This window comes from Paraburkholderia piptadeniae (assembly GCF_900007165.1).
Taxonomy (GTDB): Bacteria; Pseudomonadota; Gammaproteobacteria; order Burkholderiales; family Burkholderiaceae; genus Paraburkholderia; species Paraburkholderia piptadeniae.
In genome coordinates this window covers 157,395-178,332 of sequence record NZ_CYGY02000068.1, presented here as the reverse complement: position 1 = coordinate 178,332, position 20,938 = coordinate 157,395, and the positions used below count along the sequence as shown (strand labels likewise).

The following is a 20,938-nucleotide window of genomic DNA, read 5'->3' as shown; positions in this document are numbered from 1 at the left end:
GATGGAGCGCAAGGGACCCCTGACGGGGATTACCGTCATCGAGTTCGCGGGGCTCGGTCCCGCGCCGTTCGCGGGCATGATGCTCTCCGATCACGGCGCGCGCGTGATCCGCATCGATCGCGCGACGAAGCGGGCCCCGGTTCGCGACAGCGGAGCGGGTGCGCTGACCGCGCGCAGCAGCGATGTGCTCGCGCGCGGACGCGAATCGATTGCGCTCGATCTGAAGCGTCCAGAGGCGACGGAGATCGCGCTGTCCCTGATCGAGCGCGCGGACATCGTACTCGAAGGCTTTCGTCCAGGCGTGATGGAATCGCTCGGGCTCGGTCCGGACGTATGCCTCGCGCGCAAACCGTCGCTCGTGTATGGGCGCGTGACGGGATGGGGCCAAACGGGTCCGCTTGCGCAAGCCGCGGGGCACGACATCAATTACATCGCGTTGGCGGGCGCGCTTCATTCGACGGCGCGTCGAGGCGGGCCGCCCGTTCCCGCGCCCGGCATGATCGGCGATTTCGGCGGCGGCGGCATGCTGCTCGCGTTCGGCGTGCTGTCGGCTCTGCATCAGGCGAAGCTGAGCGGGCAAGGCCAGGTGGTCGACGCTTCGATCTGCGAAGGCGCGGCGCTGCTTGCGTCGCTGATGTATGGCTGGCGTTCGGCGGGGATCTGGCACGCCGAGGCGGGCACGAACAACGGCGATGGCGGCGCGCATTTCTACGATGCGTATGCGTGCGCCGATGGCAAGTACATCTCCATCGGTTCGATCGAGCCGCAGTTCTACAAGCTCTTGCGCGAACTGGTCGGACTGGACGATGCGGCGTTCGATCAGCAGTGGGACGAATTGCGATGGCCGGCGCTCAAGGAGCGCGTCGCCGAAGCGTTCACGCGGAAGACGCGGGCCGAATGGTGCGAACTGCTCGAAGGCACGGATGTGTGCTTCGCGCCCGTGTTGTCGCTCGACGAGGCGCCGCGCCATCCGCATTACGAAGCGCGAGGCACGTTCGCGACGGTCGATGGCATCACGCAGCCGGGCCCCGCCCCGCGCTTCAGCGCAACGCCGGCGGCGCCATGTCATTCCGTCGGGGCCGTGGGCGATTCGACGCGCGTGCTGCTCGCGGAACTCGGCTACTCATCGGATGACATCGCGCGCCTGCTCGATGGCGTCGCGCAAGGTGCGTAGCGGACCGTGTTAGTGGATAGGTGGAGACGAAGATGAAAATCCTGGTGCCAGTCAAGAGAGTGGTTGACTACAACGTGAAGGTCCGCGTGAAGTCGGACAACACGGGAGTCGACATTGCGAATGTGAAGATGTCGATGAATCCGTTCGACGAAATTGCCGTCGAAGAGGCCGTGCGCCTGAAGGAAGCCGGCGTGGCTAGCGAGGTCATTGCCGTTTCATGCGGCGTCACGCAGTGCCAGGAAACGCTGCGCACGGCGCTGGCGATCGGCGCGGATCGCGCGGTCCTAATCGAATCGAATGAAGACCTGCAGCCGCTGGCGGTTGCCAAGCTGCTCAAGGCGCTGGTCGACAGGGAACAGCCTTCGCTGGTGATTCTCGGCAAGCAGGCCATCGACGACGACTCGAACCAGACGGGCCAGATGCTCGCCGCGCTGGCGGGCCTGCCGCAGGCGACGTTTGCATCGAAGGTCGTCGTGGCCGATGGCAAGGCGACCGTATCGCGTGAAGTGGATGGCGGCGCGGAAACGCTGTCGCTGAAACTGCCTGCCGTGGTGACGACGGATCTGCGCCTGAATGAGCCGCGCTATGTGACGCTGCCGAACATCATGAAGGCAAAGAAGAAGCCGCTTGAAACCGTGAAGCCCGAGGACCTGGGCGTCGACGTAACGCCGCGTCTCAAGACGCTGAAAGTCAGCGAACCGCCGAAGCGCTCCGCCGGCGTCAAGGTGCCGGACGTGAAGACGCTGGTCGAGAAGCTCAAGACGGAAGCCAAGGTGCTTTGATCGACGTGAATCACGGAATAGCGGAGACGAAAGAAATGACGATTCTGGTAATTGCTGAACACGACAATGCGTCGATCAAGGCCGCGACGCTGAACACGGTCGCCGCCGCACAGAAGATCGGCGGCGACATTCATGTGCTGGTCGCGGGCCACAACGCACAGGCAGCCGCGGAAGCTGCATCGAAGATTGCAGGCGTCGCCAAGGTGCTGTTGGCGGATGCGCCGCAACTCGAAGCGGGCCTCGCGGAAAACGTCGAGGCGACGGTGCTGAACATCGCGAAGGACTACTCGCACATCCTTGCGCCCGCGACGGCCTACGGCAAGAACATCGCGCCACGTATCGCCGCGAAGCTGGACGTCGCGCAGATCAGCGACATCACGGCCGTCGATAGTGCGGACACGTTCGAGCGTCCGATCTACGCGGGCAACGCGATCGCGATCGTGCAATCGGCTGACCCGGTCAAGGTCATCACGGTGCGCGCAACGGGCTTCGACCCGGTGGCGGCGGAAGGCGGCAGCGCGTCGGTCGAGAAGATCGAAGCCGCAGCCGATGCGGGCGTCTCGCAGTTCGTGAGCCGTGAAGTCACGAAGCTGGACCGTCCGGAACTGACCAGCGCAAACATCATCGTGTCGGGCGGCCGTGGTCTCGGCAGCGGCGAGAACTACACGAAGGTGCTCGAGCCCTTGGCCGACAAGCTGGGTGCAGCGATGGGCGCCTCGCGCGCAGCCGTCGATGCGGGCTACGTGCCGAACGACTACCAGGTCGGCCAGACGGGCAAGATCGTCGCGCCGCAGCTGTACATCGCGGTGGGCATTTCGGGCGCGATCCAGCACCTGGCGGGCATGAAGGACTCGAAGGTGATCGTCGCGATCAACAAGGACGAAGAGGCGCCGATCTTCAGCGTCGCGGACTATGGTCTCGTCGGCGATCTGTTCACGGCCGTGCCGGAACTCTGTACGAGTCTCGCATAAGCCGATCAGCGAGTGGGGCAGGTGATGAGCTTTGAACCATTGTCCGATGAAGATTTGGGACAAGGTCGCGCACCTGTTCCCTTGCGACAGGATGCGCAGATACGGTCGCGTGCCCCGTGACCCGCGCGAACTCCTGAACGCGATCTTATGGGTGCTGACGCAACACGAGCGCTGGCATCATCTGCCGCGCGACGGCCCGCCTGCGCAGACGTGCTACATGAAATATCGTCAATGGTGCCGGGACGGCACGCTCGACAAAGCCGCAGATGCGCTCGGTATTGCGCTTCCCTTATCCCCTGCTACGACAAAGAGCAACGACGAAAAAGGATAGCGAATAGGGGAAGGCCCGGAGCCGGAGACTCTATATCCGGACCGCCCGCGAAGCCGAAAACAAACATGCCGCCGATAGCAACAGCGGTGGCATCGGCGAGGCTATGCGCCTTCGCCTTCCAGGGCAAGCTCGCAGATCGTGAGCGCATCTGTGCGGGCGTCTCGCCACACCTGGTCACGTCGGGTCACGCGCCGATGGACGAGCGGTGCTCAAAAGGCACCGATCTCGTCGCATTCTTCGTCACGTCGCTCGGGACCTGAAATCGTGGCATGGTGACTTCAGCGAAAGACGAGGACGGGAATCGCGCTGTGGCTGAGCACCTTCTGCGTTTCGCTGCCCAGCAAAAGGCTGCTGACCCGGTTCCGGCCGTGCGACGCCATGAAGATCACGTCACATTCGAGTTCCATCGCCTTGGCGATGATCCCCAGATAGGGCGACGACGCGACCGACGTGGCACCGACGCAATGCACGCCATTTTGCGCGGCGGCTTCCTCGATCTTCGCGTGCTCTGCCCGGGCCTCATCCTGCGCGTGTGACGCGTATTCAGGCCACAGTTCGTTATCGGTTGGAATCCACTGGTCGTGTACGCAGGTATAGGGTGTAAGACGCGCGCCACTGATCCGCGCGAACTCGATGGCACTTGAAACGGCCCTGCGCGATACGTCGGAACCGTCGACGGGAAGAAGAATGTGTTTGAACATGGATAGTGAGTCGCGCATCGCGCGGCAGTGACAGAGACAATCAGGCCGACACGTGACCAGTATTCCTCTTGCCGTCGCTCGGGTATTGACGATGGTCATCCGGCCATTTTCCATCCCGGGCGGCAGAACGCCACAGCACGTCGACAACCTCATCTGAACGCGAGAAAACTCGACGGAGGCGATGCTCACGGCGGCAAGTGTCGCGAGCCGTTTGCTGCCGGGTCGAACGCGATGCGCAACTCGATGTTATCCGGCCGTTGCCCTTCGTTGCCATTGCAAGCGGCGATCACGGGCGCGCCCTCCGCTCAAGGCGTCAAATGCGATCGGCGGCCCATTATTCTCTTGAAGTCCCGCGCCTTCGCACCACGCCGAACCGCTCTTTCAGTTGCGCGGCGCGCGCCCGGCTGACGGGGACGACGCTGCTGCGCTCGGCGTCGTCCATCAGGAGGTTCATCTTCTCGTCGGCTTTCTGCATTTCGATTGCCTTCGGCAGGCTGACGCGATTACGCTCGCGTCGTCGCGCGGCTCGAACGGGAGGCGCGTGAAATGAGGCGAGAAGCACGGAACGATGAAGCGCGCGGTCAACGGCAGGTACGGAACCCCACGAAGATATCGCTACGGTGCGGCAGATAGAAGTTTCGATAACGGGGATTGCGCATCCGGTCGCGTGTGACGAACGACGCGCCGCGCACGCTCCGATGCGTATGAAACCACGGCGCCGAATAGTCCTCGTATGGGTCCGCGGAAAAGCCCGCATACGGCTCGAAGGGATCGGCCATCCATTCCCACACGGACTCGCCCCATTCGATCAGCTCGTTGCAGGCGGCGTATTCCCATTCGGATTCAGTCGGCAGGCGCCGGCCTTGCCAGCGGCAAAACGCTTCCGCTTCGTACGCGTTGACGTGACAGACCGGCTGCGACAGCGGGAGCGGCTGCCATTGACCGAACCAGCGATGCTCCCAGCGCGCGGAGCCGTCGCCTGCCCCCGCCGCTTCGCGCCACAGCTTCGGCGCTTTCAGGCTGGTGCGCTTGAGCCACTCGATTCCGTCGCTGGACCACCAGCGTTCGTTCTCGTAGCCGTTTGCCGCGACGAATTCCATGAACTGCGCGTTGCTCACGCATTGGCGGTCGATCTGCGCCGGCCCGACGGACGCTGCGTGTCGCCATTTTTCGTTGTCGAACACGAAGCCGTCGTCCTGTGATCCGCCCATCTCGAACGTCTCGCCGCCGATCGCGACCTCGCTCGCCTCCGCGAGATGCTCGATGGGCCGCATCGCGAGCGGCGCATGCAGCGGATAGTCCAGCGTCTGCCGCATGTAGGTCAGCGCCTCGGCATGCATGTCTTCGTGGTACAACGCGAGACGGAAGTAATAGAGGTCCTCGTCCGATTCCGTCGATGCGGCGAGCTTTGCGCGCACCTGTTCCAGCACGGCGTCCGCGTAGTCGATAATCTCTGCAAGCGGAGGCAGGTCCAGATGCCAGCGATCGTCGTGTGCAACGCGTCCCGAGTCGAACCATCGGTCAGCGCTTGCGAGCAGCGACGGGCGCGTGGGGGCGAACCGGCCTTGCGCGTTTCGTTGCGGATCGCGCAGTATCCAATGTTCCGTGAACCAGGCAATATGCGCGTATTCCCACAGCGGCGGATTGATGCCGGGGTCGCAAGGCACCTGCATCTGCGCGGGCGTCAGATCTGCGAGGATCGCCCATGTCTGCCGATGAGCATCGACGAATGCCGCATCCAGTCGGGCTTTGTCCAGTTTGCGTGTTGTCACTCTGCCAATCCGTACCACCATGCGTCCTCCAATGGCCAGAATATTCATCGCGAGTCCCGCACTGCGCAGCGCCAACAACGGAAACTGGCAGACGGCCAATCGCTGGCTCAGGTTCCTGCGAACAGACTACCAGGTTTCGCTCGACGCCGAATGGCCTCCCGCCGATCAGCGACACGAGCCGCCTGCCTGTCTGATTGCCTTGCACGCGCGGCGTTCGGCTCCGAGTATCGCCAGGTTTGCCGAGGCTTGCCCGGATCGTCCCCGCGTCGTCGTGCTGACGGGCACCGATCTCTACCGGGACATTCGCGTCGATGAATCCGCGCGCCGCTCTCTCGATCTTGCTACACATCTGGTCGTGCTGCAGGAAGAGGGGCTGGCGGAAATGACGGCTGCGCATCGCGCGAAATGCCGTGTCATCTACCAGTCCGCGCCTCCGCGCAAAACCGAGGTTCCGTCGACGCGCCGACGCCGTACGTTCGACGTCGTGTTCGTCGGTCACATGCGCGCGGAGAAAGACCCGCGCACGCCGATGCGCGCGCTGGAGCGTCTGCCCGACGATTCGCGAGTCCGGCTGATCCACATCGGCCGCGCACTGGAAGACGAGTATCGGCTGGCGGCGCGGGCATTGCAAGCGAGGGCGTGGCCCACGGTGCAGCGCTACGTCTGGTACGAGGGACTGCCACACGGCGCCACGCTGCGGCGCATCGCCAGCGCCGACGCGATGGTCATTTCGAGCGTGATGGAAGGCGGCGCGAACGTGATCATCGAAGCGGTGAATGCGGGCGTTCCCGTATTGGCCAGCCGCATTGCGGGCAACATCGGCATGCTGGGCCGTGACTACGACGGCTATTTCCCGACCGGCGACGACGAGGCGCTGGCGGCGCTGCTCGATCGCGCGAGCCGGGACCGCGCGTTTCTGACAGCGCTCCAGCAGCAATGCGCACGGCGGGCGCCGTTGTTTTCACCCGCCACGGAGCAGGCGGCAGTAGTCAGCCTGATCAGGGATGCGCTGGCTCAGGCATCGCTTTAGCGCGCATTGCTAGTCGTGCGTAGCGGGCAATTGCCGCAGCGTGCGCGCGGCCGCGACCATGTTCGTCAGCGCGGGGGTCACTTCTTCCCACGCGCGCGTTTTCAGGCCGCAATCCGGGTTCACCCATAAACGCTCCGCAGGAATCCGCGCCGCCGCCTTCTGCATCAGGTTCACGATGTGGTCCTCGCTCGGAATGTTCGGCGAATGAATGTCGTAGACGCCGGGCCCGATCTGGTTCGGATAGTTGAAGTCGTCGAAAGCATCGAGCAGCTCCATGTCGGAGCGCGACGTTTCGATCGTGATCACATCGGCGTCCATATCGGCAATCGACGCGATGATGTCGTTGAACTCCGAATAGCACATGTGCGTATGGATCTGCGTTTCGTCCTTCACACCGTTCGCGGCGATGCGGAACGATTCCACCGCCCATTGCAGATACGCGTTCCACTGCGAGCGGCGCAGCGGCAGCCCTTCGCGCAGCGCGGCCTCGTCGATCTGGATGATGCGCACGCCTGCGCTTTCCAGGTCGAGCACTTCGTCGCGAATCGCGAGCGCCAGTTGATGGCACGACACCGAACGAGGCTGATCGTCGCGCACGAACGACCAGTTCAGGATCGTGACGGGCCCGGTCAGCATGCCTTTCATCGGCTTGCTCGTTTGCGATTGCGCGTATCGCGTCCATTCGACTGTCATCGCCTTCGGGCGGCTGATGTCGCCGAACAGGATCGGCGGCTTCACGCAACGCGAGCCATACGACTGCACCCAGCCGAACTGGCTGAATACATAGCCGTCGAGCTGCTCGCCGAAGTATTCGACCATGTCGTTGCGTTCGGCTTCGCCATGCACGAGCACATCGAGGCCGAGCGCTTCCTGTTCCTTCACGGCGCGTGTGATCTCGCGTTCCATCGCCGCCTTGTAGCCCGCCTGATCGAGTGCGCCGCGCCTGAACTCGCTGCGCGCGTGACGGATTTCGTTCGTTTGCGGGAACGAGCCGATCGTGGTCGTCGGATACGCAGGCAGATCGAGCAGCGCCGCCTGCTTTTCGGCGCGCTGCGCATACGTGCTCGCACGTTGGCCGAGCGCGGCATCGATGCGCGCGATGGCCGCCTTCACAGCCGGGTTGTGCACGCGCGGCGAGACGCGGCGGCTTTCAATGGCCTTTGCGTTCGCGTCGAGCGCAGCCGCGACGGAAGTACGGCCGTTGTTCAGCGCGCCGGCCAGCACCGTCAGTTCGTCGAGCTTTTGCAGCGCGAACGCGAGCCACGATCTGATTTCGGCGTCGAGCTTCTGCTCGCTGTCGAGATCGACGGGTACATGCAGCAGCGAGCACGACGGCGCGATCCACAACCGGTCGCCGAGCGTGCGATGCAGCGGTTCGAGCCATTGCAGCGCCGCGTTCAGATCGGTCTTCCAGATATTGCGGCCGTTGATCGCGCCCACCGACAGCACCGCCGAATCCGGCAGTTGCGCCGCGACCTGCGCGACTTCATCGCGTGAATTGATCGCGTCGATATGCAGGCCGTCGACGGGCAGCTTGCACGCAAGTTCGAGATTGTCCTGCAACGGCCCGAAGTAAGTCGCAAGCAGCAGCCGCACGCGCCGTGCCGACAGCGCGTCGTATGCGGTGACGAACGCTTCGCGCCATTTCGCATCGAGTTCCGTCACGAGCGCCGGTTCGTCGATCTGCACCCACTCGACGCCCTGCGCCGTGAAGTAATCGAGCAGCGCCGCGTACACGGGTAGCAGGCGCGGCAACAGCGCGAGCTTGTCGGAGCCGTCCTTCGATTTGCCGAGCCATAGATACGTGACCGGCCCGATGATCACGGGCTTCGCGTTCACGCCGACTGCGCGCGCTTGCGCAAGCTGTTCGATGAGACGCGAAGGATCGAGCGAGAACTGCGTGTGCGCGTCGAACTCGGGGACGATGTAGTGATAGTTCGTGTCGAACCACTTGGTCATTTCGCCGGCGGCCACGCCGCCGCAGCATGCGTGATGGTCTTCCGCGCCTTGAGCCGAGCGGCCGCGCGCGACGCGGAAAGCGTTGTCGAGCGCGTCGCCATGAAAGCCGCGCACGCGCTCGGGCAGATTGCCGAGCGTGAAGCTCATGTCGAGCACCTGGTCATAGAAGGCGAAGTCGCCGACGGGTACGAAGCCGAGGCGCGCCTGATCCTTCCAGTGACGCGCGCGAAGCTGCGCGCCGACGGCCTTCAGCTCGTCGCGCGATGACTCGGCTTTCCAGTAGCTCTCGAGTGCGAATTTCAATTCGCGGTTTGCGCCGATGCGCGGGAAACCAAGATTGTGCGTCGTGACCATCGTTCTTATGCCGTCCAGAGAAAAGAGCCTGAAAGCGATGATAGAATTTTCGATGTATGAATAAAAATTGATTTATTTCATGTGTGCATTAGTTTTGTTCATGGAGGCGGGATGCTCGAACGCAGTCATCTGATGGTGATCAGAGAGGTGGAGCGCCAGGGATCGCTCACGGCTGCTGCCGATGTGCTGAATCTCACACAGTCGGCGTTGAGTCACACTGTGAAGAAGCTGGAGCAGCAACTGGGCACGCCCGTCTGGACGCGCGAGGGACGCGCGATGCGCCTCACGCAGGCGGGCCAGTACCTTCTTGGACTCGCGAACCGCATGCTCCCACAGTTCGAGCATGCGGAAGCGCGCATGAAGCAGTACGCGCAGGGCGAGCGCGGCACGCTGCGCATCGGCATGGAATGCCATCCGTGCTATCAATGGCTGCTCAAGGTCGTGTCGCCGTATCTCGCGCGCTGGCCGGATGTCGATGTCGACGTGAAGCAGCGTTTTCAGTTCGGCGGCATCGGTGCGTTGTTCGGCTATGACATCGATGTGCTCGTCACGCCCGATCCGCTGAAGAAGCCGGGGCTGCGGTTCCAGCCAGTGTTCGATTACGAGCAGGTGCTCGTCGTCGCCGACGGGCATGCGCTAGCGAAAGAGCCGTATGTCGCGCCGGAGCATCTGGCTTCGGAAGTGCTGATCACCTATCCCGTCGAAACGGACCGGCTCGACATCTACACGCAATTTCTGACGCCCGCCAACGTCGTGCCGAAGCGTCACAAGGTGATCGAAACGACGGACATCATGCTGCAGATGGTCGCGAGCGGCCGGGGCGTCGCGGCGCTGCCGCGCTGGCTCGCGGAAGAGTACGCGGACTGGATGCCGATCACGCCGCTGCGGCTCGGCAAGAAGGGCATCGCCAAGCAGATCTTTCTCGGCACGCGCGAATCCGATGACGCGATCGACTATCTGACGGCATTCGTTGCGATGGCCCGCGAGACGGAGCGGGTGGAGGCGCGCGTGCGGGCGTAGCGCTGCCGGTGCGCGCCGGGTTCTATCCGCGCGCGTGCCGGGAGGACATCTCCTGCAAATCCAGATCGTGTTGGAGGATGTGCAGCAGCTGGTCGTGGATCTGGCCCGTCCGATGCATGCGCAACAGCTCCGCGCGTCCGCATGCGATGGCCGCCAGCACGACGTCATAGTGCGCATTGCGGGCTTCGAGGCAGGCCCGGCGCGAATGCCATGGCGGCGCCACCTACCAGCAACGCTGCCGCGGGCGGCAGGCGCAGGCGCTTCGCGACCAGTTCCAGCGCGACGATCGCCATCATCGAAAGCAGCACCAGCTTGAATGCCGACACAGCCGACATGATTCCCCCTGTTAGGCGTTTTATCGGTTGAACCTGGACTGCCCGATGCAGATGGCGGGATCATGCACGACGCGAAACGGTTGCACAGCAGATCCCGTGGCTGCCTGATATTTCGATCTCGCGCGGACGGAAGAGCGGGAAGCGCACGTCGCAGCGTAGATGCGACGCGAAGTCGCCTAATGCGTTTGCCTTGTATCGGCGAGAAAGCGGTGAATCTGCGCGACGACGGCGGCGCCTTCGCCCACGGCCGACGCGACACGCTTCGTCGACCCCGAGCGAACGTCGCCGATCGCAAAGACGCCGTCGACGCTCGTCTGCAACGATTGCGATTGCAGGCCGGAGCCGGGAATGTCGGGGCCTGTCAGCACGAAGCCTTTGCTGTCGAGCGATACGCCGCAGGTCTTGAGCCAGCCGGTATTCGGCTCGGCGCCGATAAAGACGAACAGATGATGCGCGGTCATGCTGCCTTCGATGCCGCCCGCGCCGCGATAGTGGATGCGTTCAAGCCGCGCATCGCCTTCGAGCGCCGTCAGTTCGATCCGCGTGTGCAATGTGACGTTCGGCAGCGACGTGATCCGCTCGACCAGATAGTGCGACATGCTGTGCTCGAGACTCGCGCCGCGAATGAACATATGCACATGCTCGGCGTGCGATGCGAGAAACACGGCCGCCTGCCCAGCGGAATTGCCGCCGCCGACCAGCAGCACAGGCTCCTTGCGGCACAGCCTCGCCTCGATGGGCGTCGCCCAGTAATAGACGCCGCAGCCTTCGAAGCGTGCAAGGCCTTCGACATCGGGACGCCGGTACTCGGCGCCGCTCGCGATGACGACCGTGCGCGCGGTGATGCGGCGCTCATGGGCAAGCTCGATCGAAGGCGGCTGCCTGTCGCAATACAGCGCTTTGACTTCGCACGGAATGCCGATGTGCGCGCCGAATTTTTGCGCCTGAACGAACGCACGTCCCGCGAGGGCCTGGCCCGTGATGCCCGTCGAAAAGCCCAGATAGTTCTCGATGCGCGAGCTCGTGCCCGCCTGACCGCCAGGGGCGCGGCAATCGAGCGCAGCAACCGACAGCCCTTCGGATGCGGCATAAACGGCTGTCGCGAGGCCCGCCGGTCCCGCGCCGACGATGGCCACATCGTAGACATGCGTCGGATCGAACTCGGGTATCAGCCCGAGGCACGACGCGAGCTGCCCTTCGTCCGGGTTGCGCAGCACCGTGCCGTTCGGACACACGACGAGAGGAAAGTCGTCGGGCTGCGGCGTCAGCTTTTCGAGCAACGCGATGGCTTCGGCGTCCTGCCGCGCATCGAGCGTCAGACTCGGAAACGCGTTGCGCCGCAGGAAGTTCTGCAATGCGAGCAGCCGTGCATTACCGGAAGGGCCGACGAGCACGACGCCGTGTCCGCGTTCGATCACGAGCACGCGCCGCAGAATCAGCGCGCGCATGATCTTCTCGCCGAGATCGGCTTCGCTGATCATCATCGCGCTGAGTTCGTCGGGTCGAAGCAAGATCGCTTCGACATCTTCGACCACATGCGCGTCGACGACGGCTGGCTTGTTGGAGAGCTGCGTGACGTCCGACGTGAACTCGCCGCGCTTCGTGTACGTGTGGATGATCCGCTCGTGACCGAGGCCATCGCGGCCGACGATGCGGACCTTGCCCGACAACACGACGAACACGCCTGGACAGAGATGTCCCGCGCGATAGAGCAACTCGCCTTTCACGTAACGGCACAGATTGCCGAAGCGGCGCACGCGGTCGATCTCCGCATCCGGGAGGACGGGAAACATCTGCTGGTAACGCGGATGGTCGCGCACGCTCGGGTCTTCGGCGAGCGTGCCGTCGTCGATGGCGCTGCTCACGTCCGTTGCATGCCGATGATCGGGCGCTTCGTTTTCGGGCGTTGGTTCCTTGCTCATCGCGGGTTCTCCTCCAGCGGCTGACGGGCGCCGCCAGGCAGCCGGGGGCTCCGCAACGTCGAACAAAAGTGGAATGGCTGCGAAAGTTTTTCGCTTGCCTGTCTCGGGCAGCGGGCTGTGCGCGCTGAATGGATTGCGTGCGGGACTGCCCGTGCGATTGCTTTCAACAGAGTAATCGAGTTGTCGTGCGCGGCCAAGAGGCGATCAAAAGCCTCACGCTCGATGCCCGATTATCGGCGAGCCTATTCGTGTGAACGGGTATACCCCATTGCGCTTTATTCCCGTTTCATTCGCTCGCGCGCGGATCGTCTAGGAGTCGATGGCGCCGGACACTGCACTGAGCCACACGTGTCGCGCATTCGTCGCTCCGCGTCGACGTTCGCAGTCGAATGCGCGGCCGCACTCGATGCCTGAAGTCCCTCGCCGGCTTTTTCGTCGAATCACTCAGCGGGAGGACAGCATGGAACGTTCCGATACATATGCTGCCGCATTCGTACTCCGCGGATTACTGGCCGCGACTTTTGGCGCGATGAGTTCAATGGCTTTGGCGGCCGCAAGCGAAGGGGCCGTGTCGAACATCGCGACGGAACCTGTTGCTCCCAACCTTGCCGCGCCTTGTGTCAATGCAGCGTCGGCGGGCAACGGGCAACTGACGTTGCTGGTCCAGTCGCCGACAGGCCGCGCCGTGCGGCTGACGTATGCGGCCAATGACGGATGGAGCGTAAACCCAGATGCGACCACTGCGGAAGAGGTCTCCGAGCGTGTCGGGCACGTCGACGTATCGCATTCCACCGAAGACCCCGGCTTCGAGCAATCGCCCAGTAAGCCGCTGACGGTGTTCATCGACGGGCCGACCGGCTTCACATACATGTGGAGCCAGGAGCGCGGCTGGAAGTTCGTCGGTCGGCTGACGGGGCGGATTCAGTAGTGCCGGCGACGTCGATGGCCGCGAACCGTTCGCGGCGTAGCGACTGCGTGCCTTGCTGAAGCGACCGAACCGACGGGCCGATCGACGCCCTTGCGCGAACGGCTTCGCGGATCGGGCCTAGAATCACGAGCAGTGCCCGCCTGTTTTGTTCGTTTCTTTGCGCGGGACTCTCGTGATCGCTTCCATCGACGGCAGACGGCACATGATCATTCGCGCTGCGCGTTTCGTTCGCCCGACGTTGGCTGCATTTTGCGCGGCTTCGCTCGCGGCGCTCGGCGCGTGCGGCGGCGGCAGCTTTTGCATCGGGTTCGACAGCTGCACGGCTTCGAGCACGCAAAGCGTCACGTTGTCCGGTACGGCCGCGACGGGCAGGGCGCTGGCCAGCGCGACGGTCGGCGCCAGTTGCGCGCAGGGTTCGGGCTCAACACTGTCGGACGGTGGCGGACACTACAGCTTCACGTTCAATGCGACGCCTCCGTGCATCGTTACCGTGACCTCCGGCAATACGACGCTGCATGCGCCGGCATTCGCCAGCGGCACCTTCAATACGACGCCCGAGACCGAGCTGATGCTCGTCTATCTTGCCGCGCAACTGGGTACGAGCGAGGCCAATCTGATCGCGGGCTTCCCAGGCAATGCGCAATTCCTGAATGTGCTGTCGAACCAGGACGATGTGCTGGCCGCGCAATCGGCTGTCGTGACGAATCTGCAGCAGCACTATGCCGTCACGCTGGCGGTGCCCGCATTTCTCACGACGCCGTTTGTCGTCGGACAAGCGGGCGTCGACAGCGATCTCGAAGCGCTCGCGAAAGCGGGTGCGATCGACGCGAACGGCATGCCCGATCCTGCCGCCGTCTCGTTGATGTCGACGGCGGGCCAGGCGCGTCCCTTCACGGCGACATCGTCGCCTTCATCCGGCACGGGCGGCGCGATGTGATGCAGCGAATCACCGCTTGCCATTCTTGACCGCGCCTCACCGTCCACGCCGCAAAAAAGCGCTCGTTCACATCCGGTTCGCGAAAGCTGTAAATTGTTCTACGCTATATAAGCTATGCGCTGAACGTTTCAATCCGTATGTATTGCCGCCGTTCGGGGGACAGTAGCGGCGGTTCATTGAAGCAACTGCTCGCACCTTTCTTATGGAGGATGAAGATGGCGATTCGACTAGGAGAAGAAGCTCCCGATTTCACCGCGGAAACCACCGAAGGCACGATCCGTTTTCATGAATGGATCGGTGACAGCTGGGCGATCCTGTTCTCGCATCCGAAGGACTTCACGCCTGTCTGCACGACGGAGCTGGGCTATATGGCGGGACTCAAACCTGAATTCGAAAAGCGCAACACGAAGATCATCGGACTCAGCGTCGATCCCGTCAGCGATCACACGAAGTGGGTCAAGGACATCGAAGAGACGCAGGGCCATGCGATCAACTATCCGATGATCGGCGACGAGGATCTGCACGTCGCGAAGCTGTACGACATGATCCACCCGAACGCGAGCGGCGGTCCGCGCACGGCCGTCGACAACGCAACGGTACGTGCGGTGTTTCTGATCGGACCGGACAAGAAGGTCAAGGCGATGTTCGTCTATCCGATGAGCTCAGGCCGCAATTTTGACGAAGTGCTGCGTCTGCTCGATTCGCTGCAACTCTCGGCGAAACATACCGTCGCAACGCCTGTGAACTGGAAGCCGGGCGACGATGTCATCATCCCGACCTCCGTTTCCGACGACGCCGCGAAGCAGAAGTATCCGCAGGGCTTCAAGACGCTGAAGCCTTATCTGCGCTACGTGCAGCAGCCGAAGTGAGGCGTTGATCGATACGCCGATGCGCGCGCGTTCGAAGCGTGCGCGTATCGGCGCGATACCCGCTTGACGAGACGATGACGGCAATGGCTGCATGAACGGCGCGAGGCGATGAAGCCGACGCCCAGCGCTTCCTGAATACAAGTTGAGAGAACATAAGCGTGTTGATCTTCAGACAGCTATTCGACCAGCAATCGTCGACCTACACCTATCTGCTCGCCGATGGCGGCACGCGCGAGGCCGTGCTCGTCGATCCCGTCTTCGAACAGGCGCGGCGCGATGCAGCGCTGCTCGACGAACTCGGACTGCGTCTGCTCTATACGATCGACACGCACGTTCACGCCGATCACGTGACGGGCGCATGGATGCTGAAGCAGCGCACGGGCAGCCAGATCGCGATATCGGCGGCAAGCGATGCGCAAGGCGCGGACCGTTATCTGAAGCACGGCGATACGATCGCATTCGGCGCGCGCCATCTCGAAGTGCGCGCCACGCCCGGCCATACGAATGGCTGCATCAGCGTCGTGCTCGACGACCAGTCGATGGCATTCACGGGCGACTGCCTGCTGATTCGCGGCACCGGGCGAACCGACTTCCAGCAGGGCAATCCGCATGCGCTCTTTCGCGCAGTGCACGAGCAGATTTTCTCGTTGCCCGAGACGTGTCTGCTCTATCCGGCGCACGACTATCGCGGCCTCACGGTGACGAGCGTCGCCGAAGAGCGGCGCTTCAATCCGCGTTTGGGCGGCGAATTGTGCGAGGACGATTTCGCGGGCTATATGACGAATCTCGGGCTTGCGCATCCACGGCAGATCGATGTCGCCGTGCCCGCGAACATGAAGTGCGGTGTCGCGGCAAGCGATCCGTCGAAAAAGCCCGAGCCCGATTGGGCGCCTTTGACGTACACGTTCGCCGGCATCTGGGAAATCCATCCGCAATGGCTCGAGGAACATCTGCAGTCGGTGCAGATCATCGACGTGCGCGAGCGCGATGAATACGACGGACCACTCGGCCGCATTCCCGAAGCGAAGCTGATCTCGCTCGGCGAACTGGCCGGGCGCGCGAAGGAAATCGGCAACGAGCGCCCCATCGTTACCGTCTGCCGCGCGGGTGGACGTTCAGCTCAGGCGACGGTGATTCTGCGTCAGGCCGGATTCGAAGACGTTGCCAATCTCGCGGGCGGAATGCTGCGCTGGCGCGCCGAAGGGCGCGTTGTCGAGAACGGCAGCGTGTAGCACGCGCCGAATTCAATTTCTTGTATTTGTCACCTACCTCCCGGTCGAATCCGCTCTGTCCGGCAGTCGTATGACGACCGTGTCGGCCCGTTAGGTGCCGCCACGTGCCGCCCCGTCATATCTATGTTCCTTTTGCCAATTCATCGCTGTTTTCGGACGCGGTGTCAGATTGGACACATGCACGCCCCGCCTGTTGAGTTAAGGTCTGCCGAAAGCATCCGTTCGAGCAATCGTCTGGCGTTCATCGTCAACATCGGTCTGGAGGGTGTGCATGCGTATGATGTTTGTAATCGGGCATCTGGGTGACTACCATGTGCCGCGATACGAAGCGCTGAAGAAACTCGTCGAGCGGCGAGGCGACGAAATTTTCCTCGTCGAGATCTTTGGACGCTCGGGCGTCTACGCTTTCCCTCAATTGACCCGCGACGCTTTCTTCGGCAAAGCGCCCGCGCGCGCCGTCACCCTCGAACCCGACATCACCGATGCGGGCGGACGCTGGCCCAGCGTCGCGTACAAGCTCGCCGGCATCGCGCGAACGCTGCGGCCCGATGTGGTCGTCACGCTCGGCTATCACACGCCTTACTCGCTGTGGCTCTATCTGATCCGACGGACGGCGGGCACGTTCCGCATCATCTACATGTCCGATTCGAAGCTCGATGACGGCGTGAGGCACCGCTTCAAGGAGCGCCTCAAGCGGGCGCTCGTGTGCCGCTTCGACGGCGCGCTCGTCGCGGGGGAACGGCATCGCGCTTATGCGCAGACGCTCGGCATTCCGCTCGAACGCTCGCGCGTGGGCTTCGACGTGATCGACGTCGAGCGCTTTGCGCGGCTTGCGGACAACGCGCGCGCTTCCGAATTCGAAACGCGGCGGCGTTACGCACTGCCGAGGCGCTACGTACTGTGCGTGAGCCGCTTCGTGCCGCGCAAGAACGTCGACGTCGTGGTCGATGCGTACGCTCGCACGGGACTCGCGGATAAAGGCATCTCGCTGGTGCTGGTCGGACATGGGCCCGATATGCGCGCGATCGAAGGACGCGTGTCGAGCATGCGGCTCGACGGGAACGTGCGCTTTCTCGATCCCATTCCGAATGCGCAGATGCCCGCCGTGTATGCGTTGTGCGACTTCATGGTGCTCGGCAGCGAGTTCGATCAGTGGGGGCTGTGCGTCAACGAGGCATTCGCCGCGTCGAAGACGGCGATCGTCACGCAGACATGCGGAGCAGCGGACGAACTCGTGAAAGACAGCGTGAACGGATTCGTCGTCGAGCCAGGCAACGCCGATGCGCTCGCAGAAAAAATGCAGACGCTGGCGCTGAACGATGCGCTACGGGATGCGTTGTCGAAGCGGGCAAGACAGACCGTGGACAAATGGAGTCCTTCGATGTTCGCCGCCAATCTGATGGAACTGGCCGACCGGCTTCTGTGTTCCGAGCGGCGCGTCCTCATTTCCGCGAAGCGCTAGCCGCGCAGCTTGCGGCGCCAGTTCAGATCGTGCCGAACAACGCGCGAGGACGATCGCGCAGCGCTTGCGCGAGCGTTTGCAGCGCGCTCACCAGCTGTTCGCGCGACGACGCGCACGCCAGGTTGATACGCACGCCGTGCTCGACTTCGGCCCGGTCCACAGCGAACGCCGACGAAGGCATCACGACCACGCCGCGCGCTTTCGCGTTGGCGGCGAAGTCGTCCGCGCGCCAAGGCGGCGGCAGCCTGAGCCACACGAACATGCACGCGGGATCGGAGTCGAGCCATTCCTGCGGCAGAATCTGGCGCGCCAGATCGTGCCTCACGCGAATCTCGGCGAGTTGCGCGTCCATGATGCGGCGCGCGGTGCCGTCTTCGATCCATATCGTCGCGATCAGCATCGACATCGGCGCGGGCATCCACGCAGTCGTGCGCACGGCTTCGGCGGCGAGCGCAGAACGTTCGGGCGGGCTCAGCAGATAACCGAGCCGCAGCCCCGGCGCGAGAATTTTCGAGGTCGCGGCGATATGGAACGTCAGCTCCGGGCACAGGCTCGCGAGCGTCGGCAGGCGCTGCGAAACGAGCGGACCGTAGACGTCGTCCTCGATGATCGCGACGCCATAGCGGCGCGCGATGTCGACGAGCGCCACGCGCCGTTCGAGGCTCATCGTCGTCACGGTCGGGTTCTGCAGATTCGGCACGGTGAAGATCGCCTTGACGGGCACGCGGCTGCAGATGCGCTCCACTTCATCGGTGATGAGCCCGTCGCGGTCGCTCGGCACGCTGACGATTTCGAACTGGAACACGGGCGCGAGCGCTTTCAGGCCGTAGTACGTGAGGCGGTCCGCGATGATCACGCCGTCCGTGCCGATCAGGCTGTTGAGCACGGCATACAGGCCGTGCTGCGCGCCGCTCGTCACGACGAGATGCTCCGGCGACGGCGTGAATCCGGGCGCGGCCGTCCACTGCGCGCCAGCGGCGCGCGCCCATGCGGGCCCCTGCGGCGGCTGGTATTCCTGTAGCGAGGCATAGCGCGGGTCGCGCGGCAGCTCGGCGAGCGTGGCAGCGAGGCACGCCAGGAATTCACCCGTCGCGGGCCGGTTGACGGTCAGGTCGATTGCGCCGCCCGGCGCGGCGTTGGGCGCAATAGCCGTTTCGACGCGCGGCATCGCGCCGCCCGTCACGAGCGAGCCGCGCCGCTTGCTGCCGATCACGAGCCCGCGCAGCTGCAATTCCTTGTACGCGCGCGAAACCGTCGACACGTTGATGCCAAGCTCCGTCGCCAGCTGACGTTGCGGCGGCAGACGGCTACCCGGCGGATAGACGCCGCCGCGAATCTCATCTTCGATCGACGCCGACACCTCGATATAGGTCGCGCGTTTTGTCTGGACCTGGTCGCCGTTTGTCTGGTCGACTTCGACCGTCGCACCGTTGCCGTTCGCTGCCTTGGGTTTGCTGGAAGCCATTGTCTTGCCCTGTCTCCATACAAAACAGGTTTTGTCTGCCTGCTTGTGCCAGTTGGCCGGATTTTATACCAGATGTGCGTCCTTGCCTTGATTTTCAGATGTGGCAAGGAACGCGCCCAACCCGGCCAGGGAAAATCCTGGACCACACAATGAGCATTTTAATTGCACACAAAAAAATATTGTGTGATTCTTTGAGTCAGGTTAAGCAGATTTTGTGTGGTTTTTGAATCGCTGGATCGGGCTGGAAGGAGATTACGCATGGCGGAGAGCAGGACAAACGGGCGCGCATCGCGGGGCACGAAACGGCGCACTGCGGATGAAGCCACGCGCACGGGCTATCTGGCTGCTGCCGACGCATGCGCGATGCAAGGAGAGCGTTGATGGCGGAAGTGGGCATTGTCGGCGCGGGTTTCATCGGGCTTGCGAGCGCCGGCTGGCTGATGCGCGACGGGCACCGCGTGACGCTGTTCGATCCGTCCGGCGTCGCGCAGGGCGCGTCGTTCGGCAACGCGGGCACGTTCGCGCCATATGGCTGCATTCCCGTGAACAACCCGTCGGTATTCCGCGATCTGCCGCGCTTTCTGCTGTCCAGCGAAAGCCCGTTCCGCTTGCGCTGGAGTTATCTGCCGCACGTGCTGCCATGGCTCGTGCGCTTCATGATCAACTCGACGCGGCGCCGCTATGAAGCAAGCGCGAGCGCGCTTGCCGCGCTGCTTGCGCAGGCGCAGGCGGGCTATGCGCCGTTGCTCGAAGAGCGCGATCTGGCGAAGTTCGTGCGACCGCGCGAGTGCCTGTATCTGTATTCGAGTGGCGCGTCGTTCGATGCGTCGCGCGCTTCGCTGAATCTGCGCGAGCAGCTGGGTGTGTCGTTCGACGTGTTGTCGGCTGAAGAAGTGTGCGGCCTGGAGCCTTCGCTTGCGCCGATCTTCGAGCGCGGCGTGCTCTTTCGCGACAGCTGGCATTTCTCCGATCCGCAGGCCTTTCTGCTGTCGCTCTACGACGTGCTCGCCGCGCGCGGCCTCGAGCTGGAACGCAAGAGCGTGAGCGCGCTGGCGCCCGCATCGGAAGGCGTCACGTTGACGACGGACGACGGCGCGCCGCGCCGCTTCGATCATGTTGTCGTCGCGACGGGCGCGCGCTCGGCGAAGTTCGCGGCGCAATGCGGCAACCGCGTGCCGCTCGACACCGAGCGCGGCTATCACGTGCGCTATCGCGGCGCATCGCAACTGATTTCGCGGCCGGTCGGCTGGGCCGAACGCGGCTTCTACATGACGCCGATGGACGAAGGCATTCGCGTGGCCGGCACGGTCGAGCTGGGCGGCTTCAGCGATGTGCGCAACCGTTCGCTGCTCGATCTGCTGACGTTTTCGTCGAAGCGCGCGTTGCCCGCATTGCAGCAGCCCGACAGCACGTGGCTCGGCTTCCGGCCCACGCTGCCTGACGGCGTGCCCGTGCTCGGCCGCGCAAGCGCAAGTGAGCGCGTGATCTACGCATTCGGTCATCAGCATCTCGGGCTGACGCTGGCGGGCGTGAGCGGGCGCATCGTCGCGGATCTCGTCGCGCGGCGCGCGCCGCCGCTCGACCTGACCCGCTACGCGGCAACCCGGTTCTGAACAGACACACAAGGACGACTTCGACGCGTCGCGCATCGGGTCAGTCAACAGGCAAAGCGCGCGGCATTTTCTATCGACAGG

General features: G+C 63.6%; 20 protein-coding genes and 1 pseudogene. 13 read left to right on the top strand and 8 right to left on the bottom strand.

Annotated elements, in window-relative coordinates; all coding sequences use genetic code 11:
• The first annotated feature begins 1 nt into the window (after position 1).
• From BN2476_RS33405 to BN2476_RS46740, 5 genes are all read left to right on the top strand, one after another.
• The gene (locus BN2476_RS33405; protein ID WP_087738458.1) at positions 2–1,174 is read left to right on the top strand and encodes a CaiB/BaiF CoA transferase family protein; all 1,173 of its coding nucleotides are present in this window, start codon (positions 2–4) and stop codon (positions 1,172–1,174) included.
• A gap of 32 nt (positions 1,175–1,206) precedes the next feature.
• Positions 1,207–1,956, top strand: a complete 750-nt coding sequence (locus BN2476_RS33400; RefSeq protein ID WP_087738073.1) for an electron transfer flavoprotein subunit beta/FixA family protein — start codon at positions 1,207–1,209, stop codon at positions 1,954–1,956.
• Between the two features lie 35 nt (positions 1,957–1,991).
• Positions 1,992–2,927 (top strand): electron transfer flavoprotein subunit alpha/FixB family protein, encoded by a 936-nt coding sequence (locus BN2476_RS33395; protein WP_087738457.1) that lies wholly within the window; start codon positions 1,992–1,994, stop codon positions 2,925–2,927.
• Positions 2,928–2,973: 46 nt separating this feature from the next.
• Complete coding sequence (locus BN2476_RS49795; RefSeq protein ID WP_087738456.1) at positions 2,974–3,258, top strand: transposase; 285 nt, start codon at positions 2,974–2,976, stop codon at positions 3,256–3,258.
• A 65-nt stretch (positions 3,259–3,323) separates the two neighbouring features.
• Complete coding sequence (locus BN2476_RS46740) at positions 3,324–3,518, top strand: hypothetical protein (protein WP_160111805.1); 195 nt, start codon at positions 3,324–3,326, stop codon at positions 3,516–3,518.
• Between the two features lie 18 nt (positions 3,519–3,536).
• Here BN2476_RS46740 and BN2476_RS33385 read toward each other — a convergent pair whose 3' ends face one another.
• The 3 genes from BN2476_RS33385 to senA all read right to left on the bottom strand — a co-directional run bounded on the left by BN2476_RS33385 (position 3,537) and on the right by senA (position 5,731).
• Positions 3,537–3,959: a universal stress protein gene (locus tag BN2476_RS33385; protein ID WP_087738455.1), complete on the bottom strand. Its 423-nt coding sequence runs from the start codon at positions 3,957–3,959 to the stop codon at positions 3,537–3,539.
• Positions 3,960–4,293: 334 nt separating this feature from the next.
• Positions 4,294–4,434 (bottom strand): hypothetical protein, encoded by a 141-nt coding sequence (locus BN2476_RS46735; RefSeq protein WP_160111804.1) that lies wholly within the window; start codon positions 4,432–4,434, stop codon positions 4,294–4,296.
• 106 nt (positions 4,435–4,540) lie between these two features.
• The gene (gene senA, locus BN2476_RS33380; protein WP_235851070.1) at positions 4,541–5,731 is read right to left on the bottom strand and encodes a selenoneine synthase SenA; all 1,191 of its coding nucleotides are present in this window, start codon (positions 5,729–5,731) and stop codon (positions 4,541–4,543) included.
• A gap of 19 nt (positions 5,732–5,750) precedes the next feature.
• Here senA and senB point away from each other — a divergent pair, with 19 nt between their 5' ends.
• Positions 5,751–6,761 (top strand): selenoneine biosynthesis selenosugar synthase SenB, encoded by a 1,011-nt coding sequence (gene senB, locus BN2476_RS33375; RefSeq protein WP_087738453.1) that lies wholly within the window; start codon positions 5,751–5,753, stop codon positions 6,759–6,761.
• Between the two features lie 9 nt (positions 6,762–6,770).
• On the opposite strand, the gene metE is transcribed toward senB, so the two are convergent.
• Positions 6,771–9,074, bottom strand: a complete 2,304-nt coding sequence (metE, locus tag BN2476_RS33370) for a 5-methyltetrahydropteroyltriglutamate--homocysteine S-methyltransferase (protein ID WP_087738452.1) — start codon at positions 9,072–9,074, stop codon at positions 6,771–6,773.
• A gap of 111 nt (positions 9,075–9,185) precedes the next feature.
• Between metE and BN2476_RS33365 the strand changes: the two genes are divergently transcribed.
• Complete coding sequence (locus tag BN2476_RS33365) at positions 9,186–10,094, top strand: LysR family transcriptional regulator (RefSeq protein ID WP_087738451.1); 909 nt, start codon at positions 9,186–9,188, stop codon at positions 10,092–10,094.
• Between the two features lie 22 nt (positions 10,095–10,116).
• Here BN2476_RS33365 and BN2476_RS47495 read toward each other — a convergent pair.
• From BN2476_RS47495 to BN2476_RS33355, 3 genes and pseudogenes are all read right to left on the bottom strand, one after another.
• Positions 10,117–10,275, bottom strand: a pseudogene (locus BN2476_RS47495) (Na+/H+ antiporter); the annotation flags it as partial.
• Entirely contained in the window at positions 10,259–10,429 is a 171-nt protein-coding gene (locus BN2476_RS46730) for a hypothetical protein (protein ID WP_160111803.1), read from the bottom strand. The gene BN2476_RS46730 and the pseudogene BN2476_RS47495, both read right to left, overlap by 17 nt.
• 176 nt (positions 10,430–10,605) lie before the next feature.
• A complete protein-coding gene (locus BN2476_RS33355) occupies positions 10,606–12,351 on the bottom strand; it encodes an FAD-dependent oxidoreductase (RefSeq protein WP_087738449.1) in 1,746 nt (581 codons plus the stop codon).
• A gap of 460 nt (positions 12,352–12,811) precedes the next feature.
• Between BN2476_RS33355 and BN2476_RS33350 the strand changes: the two genes are divergently transcribed.
• The 5 genes from BN2476_RS33350 to BN2476_RS33330 all read left to right on the top strand — a co-directional run bounded on the left by BN2476_RS33350 (position 12,812) and on the right by BN2476_RS33330 (position 17,779).
• Positions 12,812–13,279, top strand: a complete 468-nt coding sequence (locus BN2476_RS33350) for a hypothetical protein (protein ID WP_087738448.1) — start codon at positions 12,812–12,814, stop codon at positions 13,277–13,279.
• 202 nt (positions 13,280–13,481) lie between these two features.
• Positions 13,482–14,216: a hypothetical protein gene (locus tag BN2476_RS33345; protein WP_087738447.1), complete on the top strand. Its 735-nt coding sequence runs from the start codon at positions 13,482–13,484 to the stop codon at positions 14,214–14,216.
• A 215-nt stretch (positions 14,217–14,431) separates the two neighbouring features.
• Positions 14,432–15,085 (top strand): peroxiredoxin, encoded by a 654-nt coding sequence (locus BN2476_RS33340; protein WP_087738494.1) that lies wholly within the window; start codon positions 14,432–14,434, stop codon positions 15,083–15,085.
• 161 nt (positions 15,086–15,246) lie between these two features.
• The gene (locus tag BN2476_RS33335) at positions 15,247–16,317 is read left to right on the top strand and encodes an MBL fold metallo-hydrolase (RefSeq protein WP_162849281.1); all 1,071 of its coding nucleotides are present in this window, start codon (positions 15,247–15,249) and stop codon (positions 16,315–16,317) included.
• Positions 16,318–16,588: 271 nt separating this feature from the next.
• Complete coding sequence (locus tag BN2476_RS33330) at positions 16,589–17,779, top strand: glycosyltransferase family 4 protein (protein WP_087738445.1); 1,191 nt, start codon at positions 16,589–16,591, stop codon at positions 17,777–17,779.
• Between the two features lie 22 nt (positions 17,780–17,801).
• On the opposite strand, the gene BN2476_RS33325 is transcribed toward BN2476_RS33330, so the two are convergent.
• Entirely contained in the window at positions 17,802–19,244 is a 1,443-nt protein-coding gene (locus BN2476_RS33325) for an aminotransferase-like domain-containing protein (RefSeq protein ID WP_087738444.1), read from the bottom strand.
• Positions 19,245–19,624: 380 nt separating this feature from the next.
• On the opposite strand from BN2476_RS33325, the gene BN2476_RS33320 reads away from it, so the two are divergent.
• Positions 19,625–20,857, top strand: a complete 1,233-nt coding sequence (locus tag BN2476_RS33320) for an NAD(P)/FAD-dependent oxidoreductase (protein WP_087738443.1) — start codon at positions 19,625–19,627, stop codon at positions 20,855–20,857.
• The last annotated feature ends 81 nt before the right edge of the window (positions 20,858–20,938 follow it).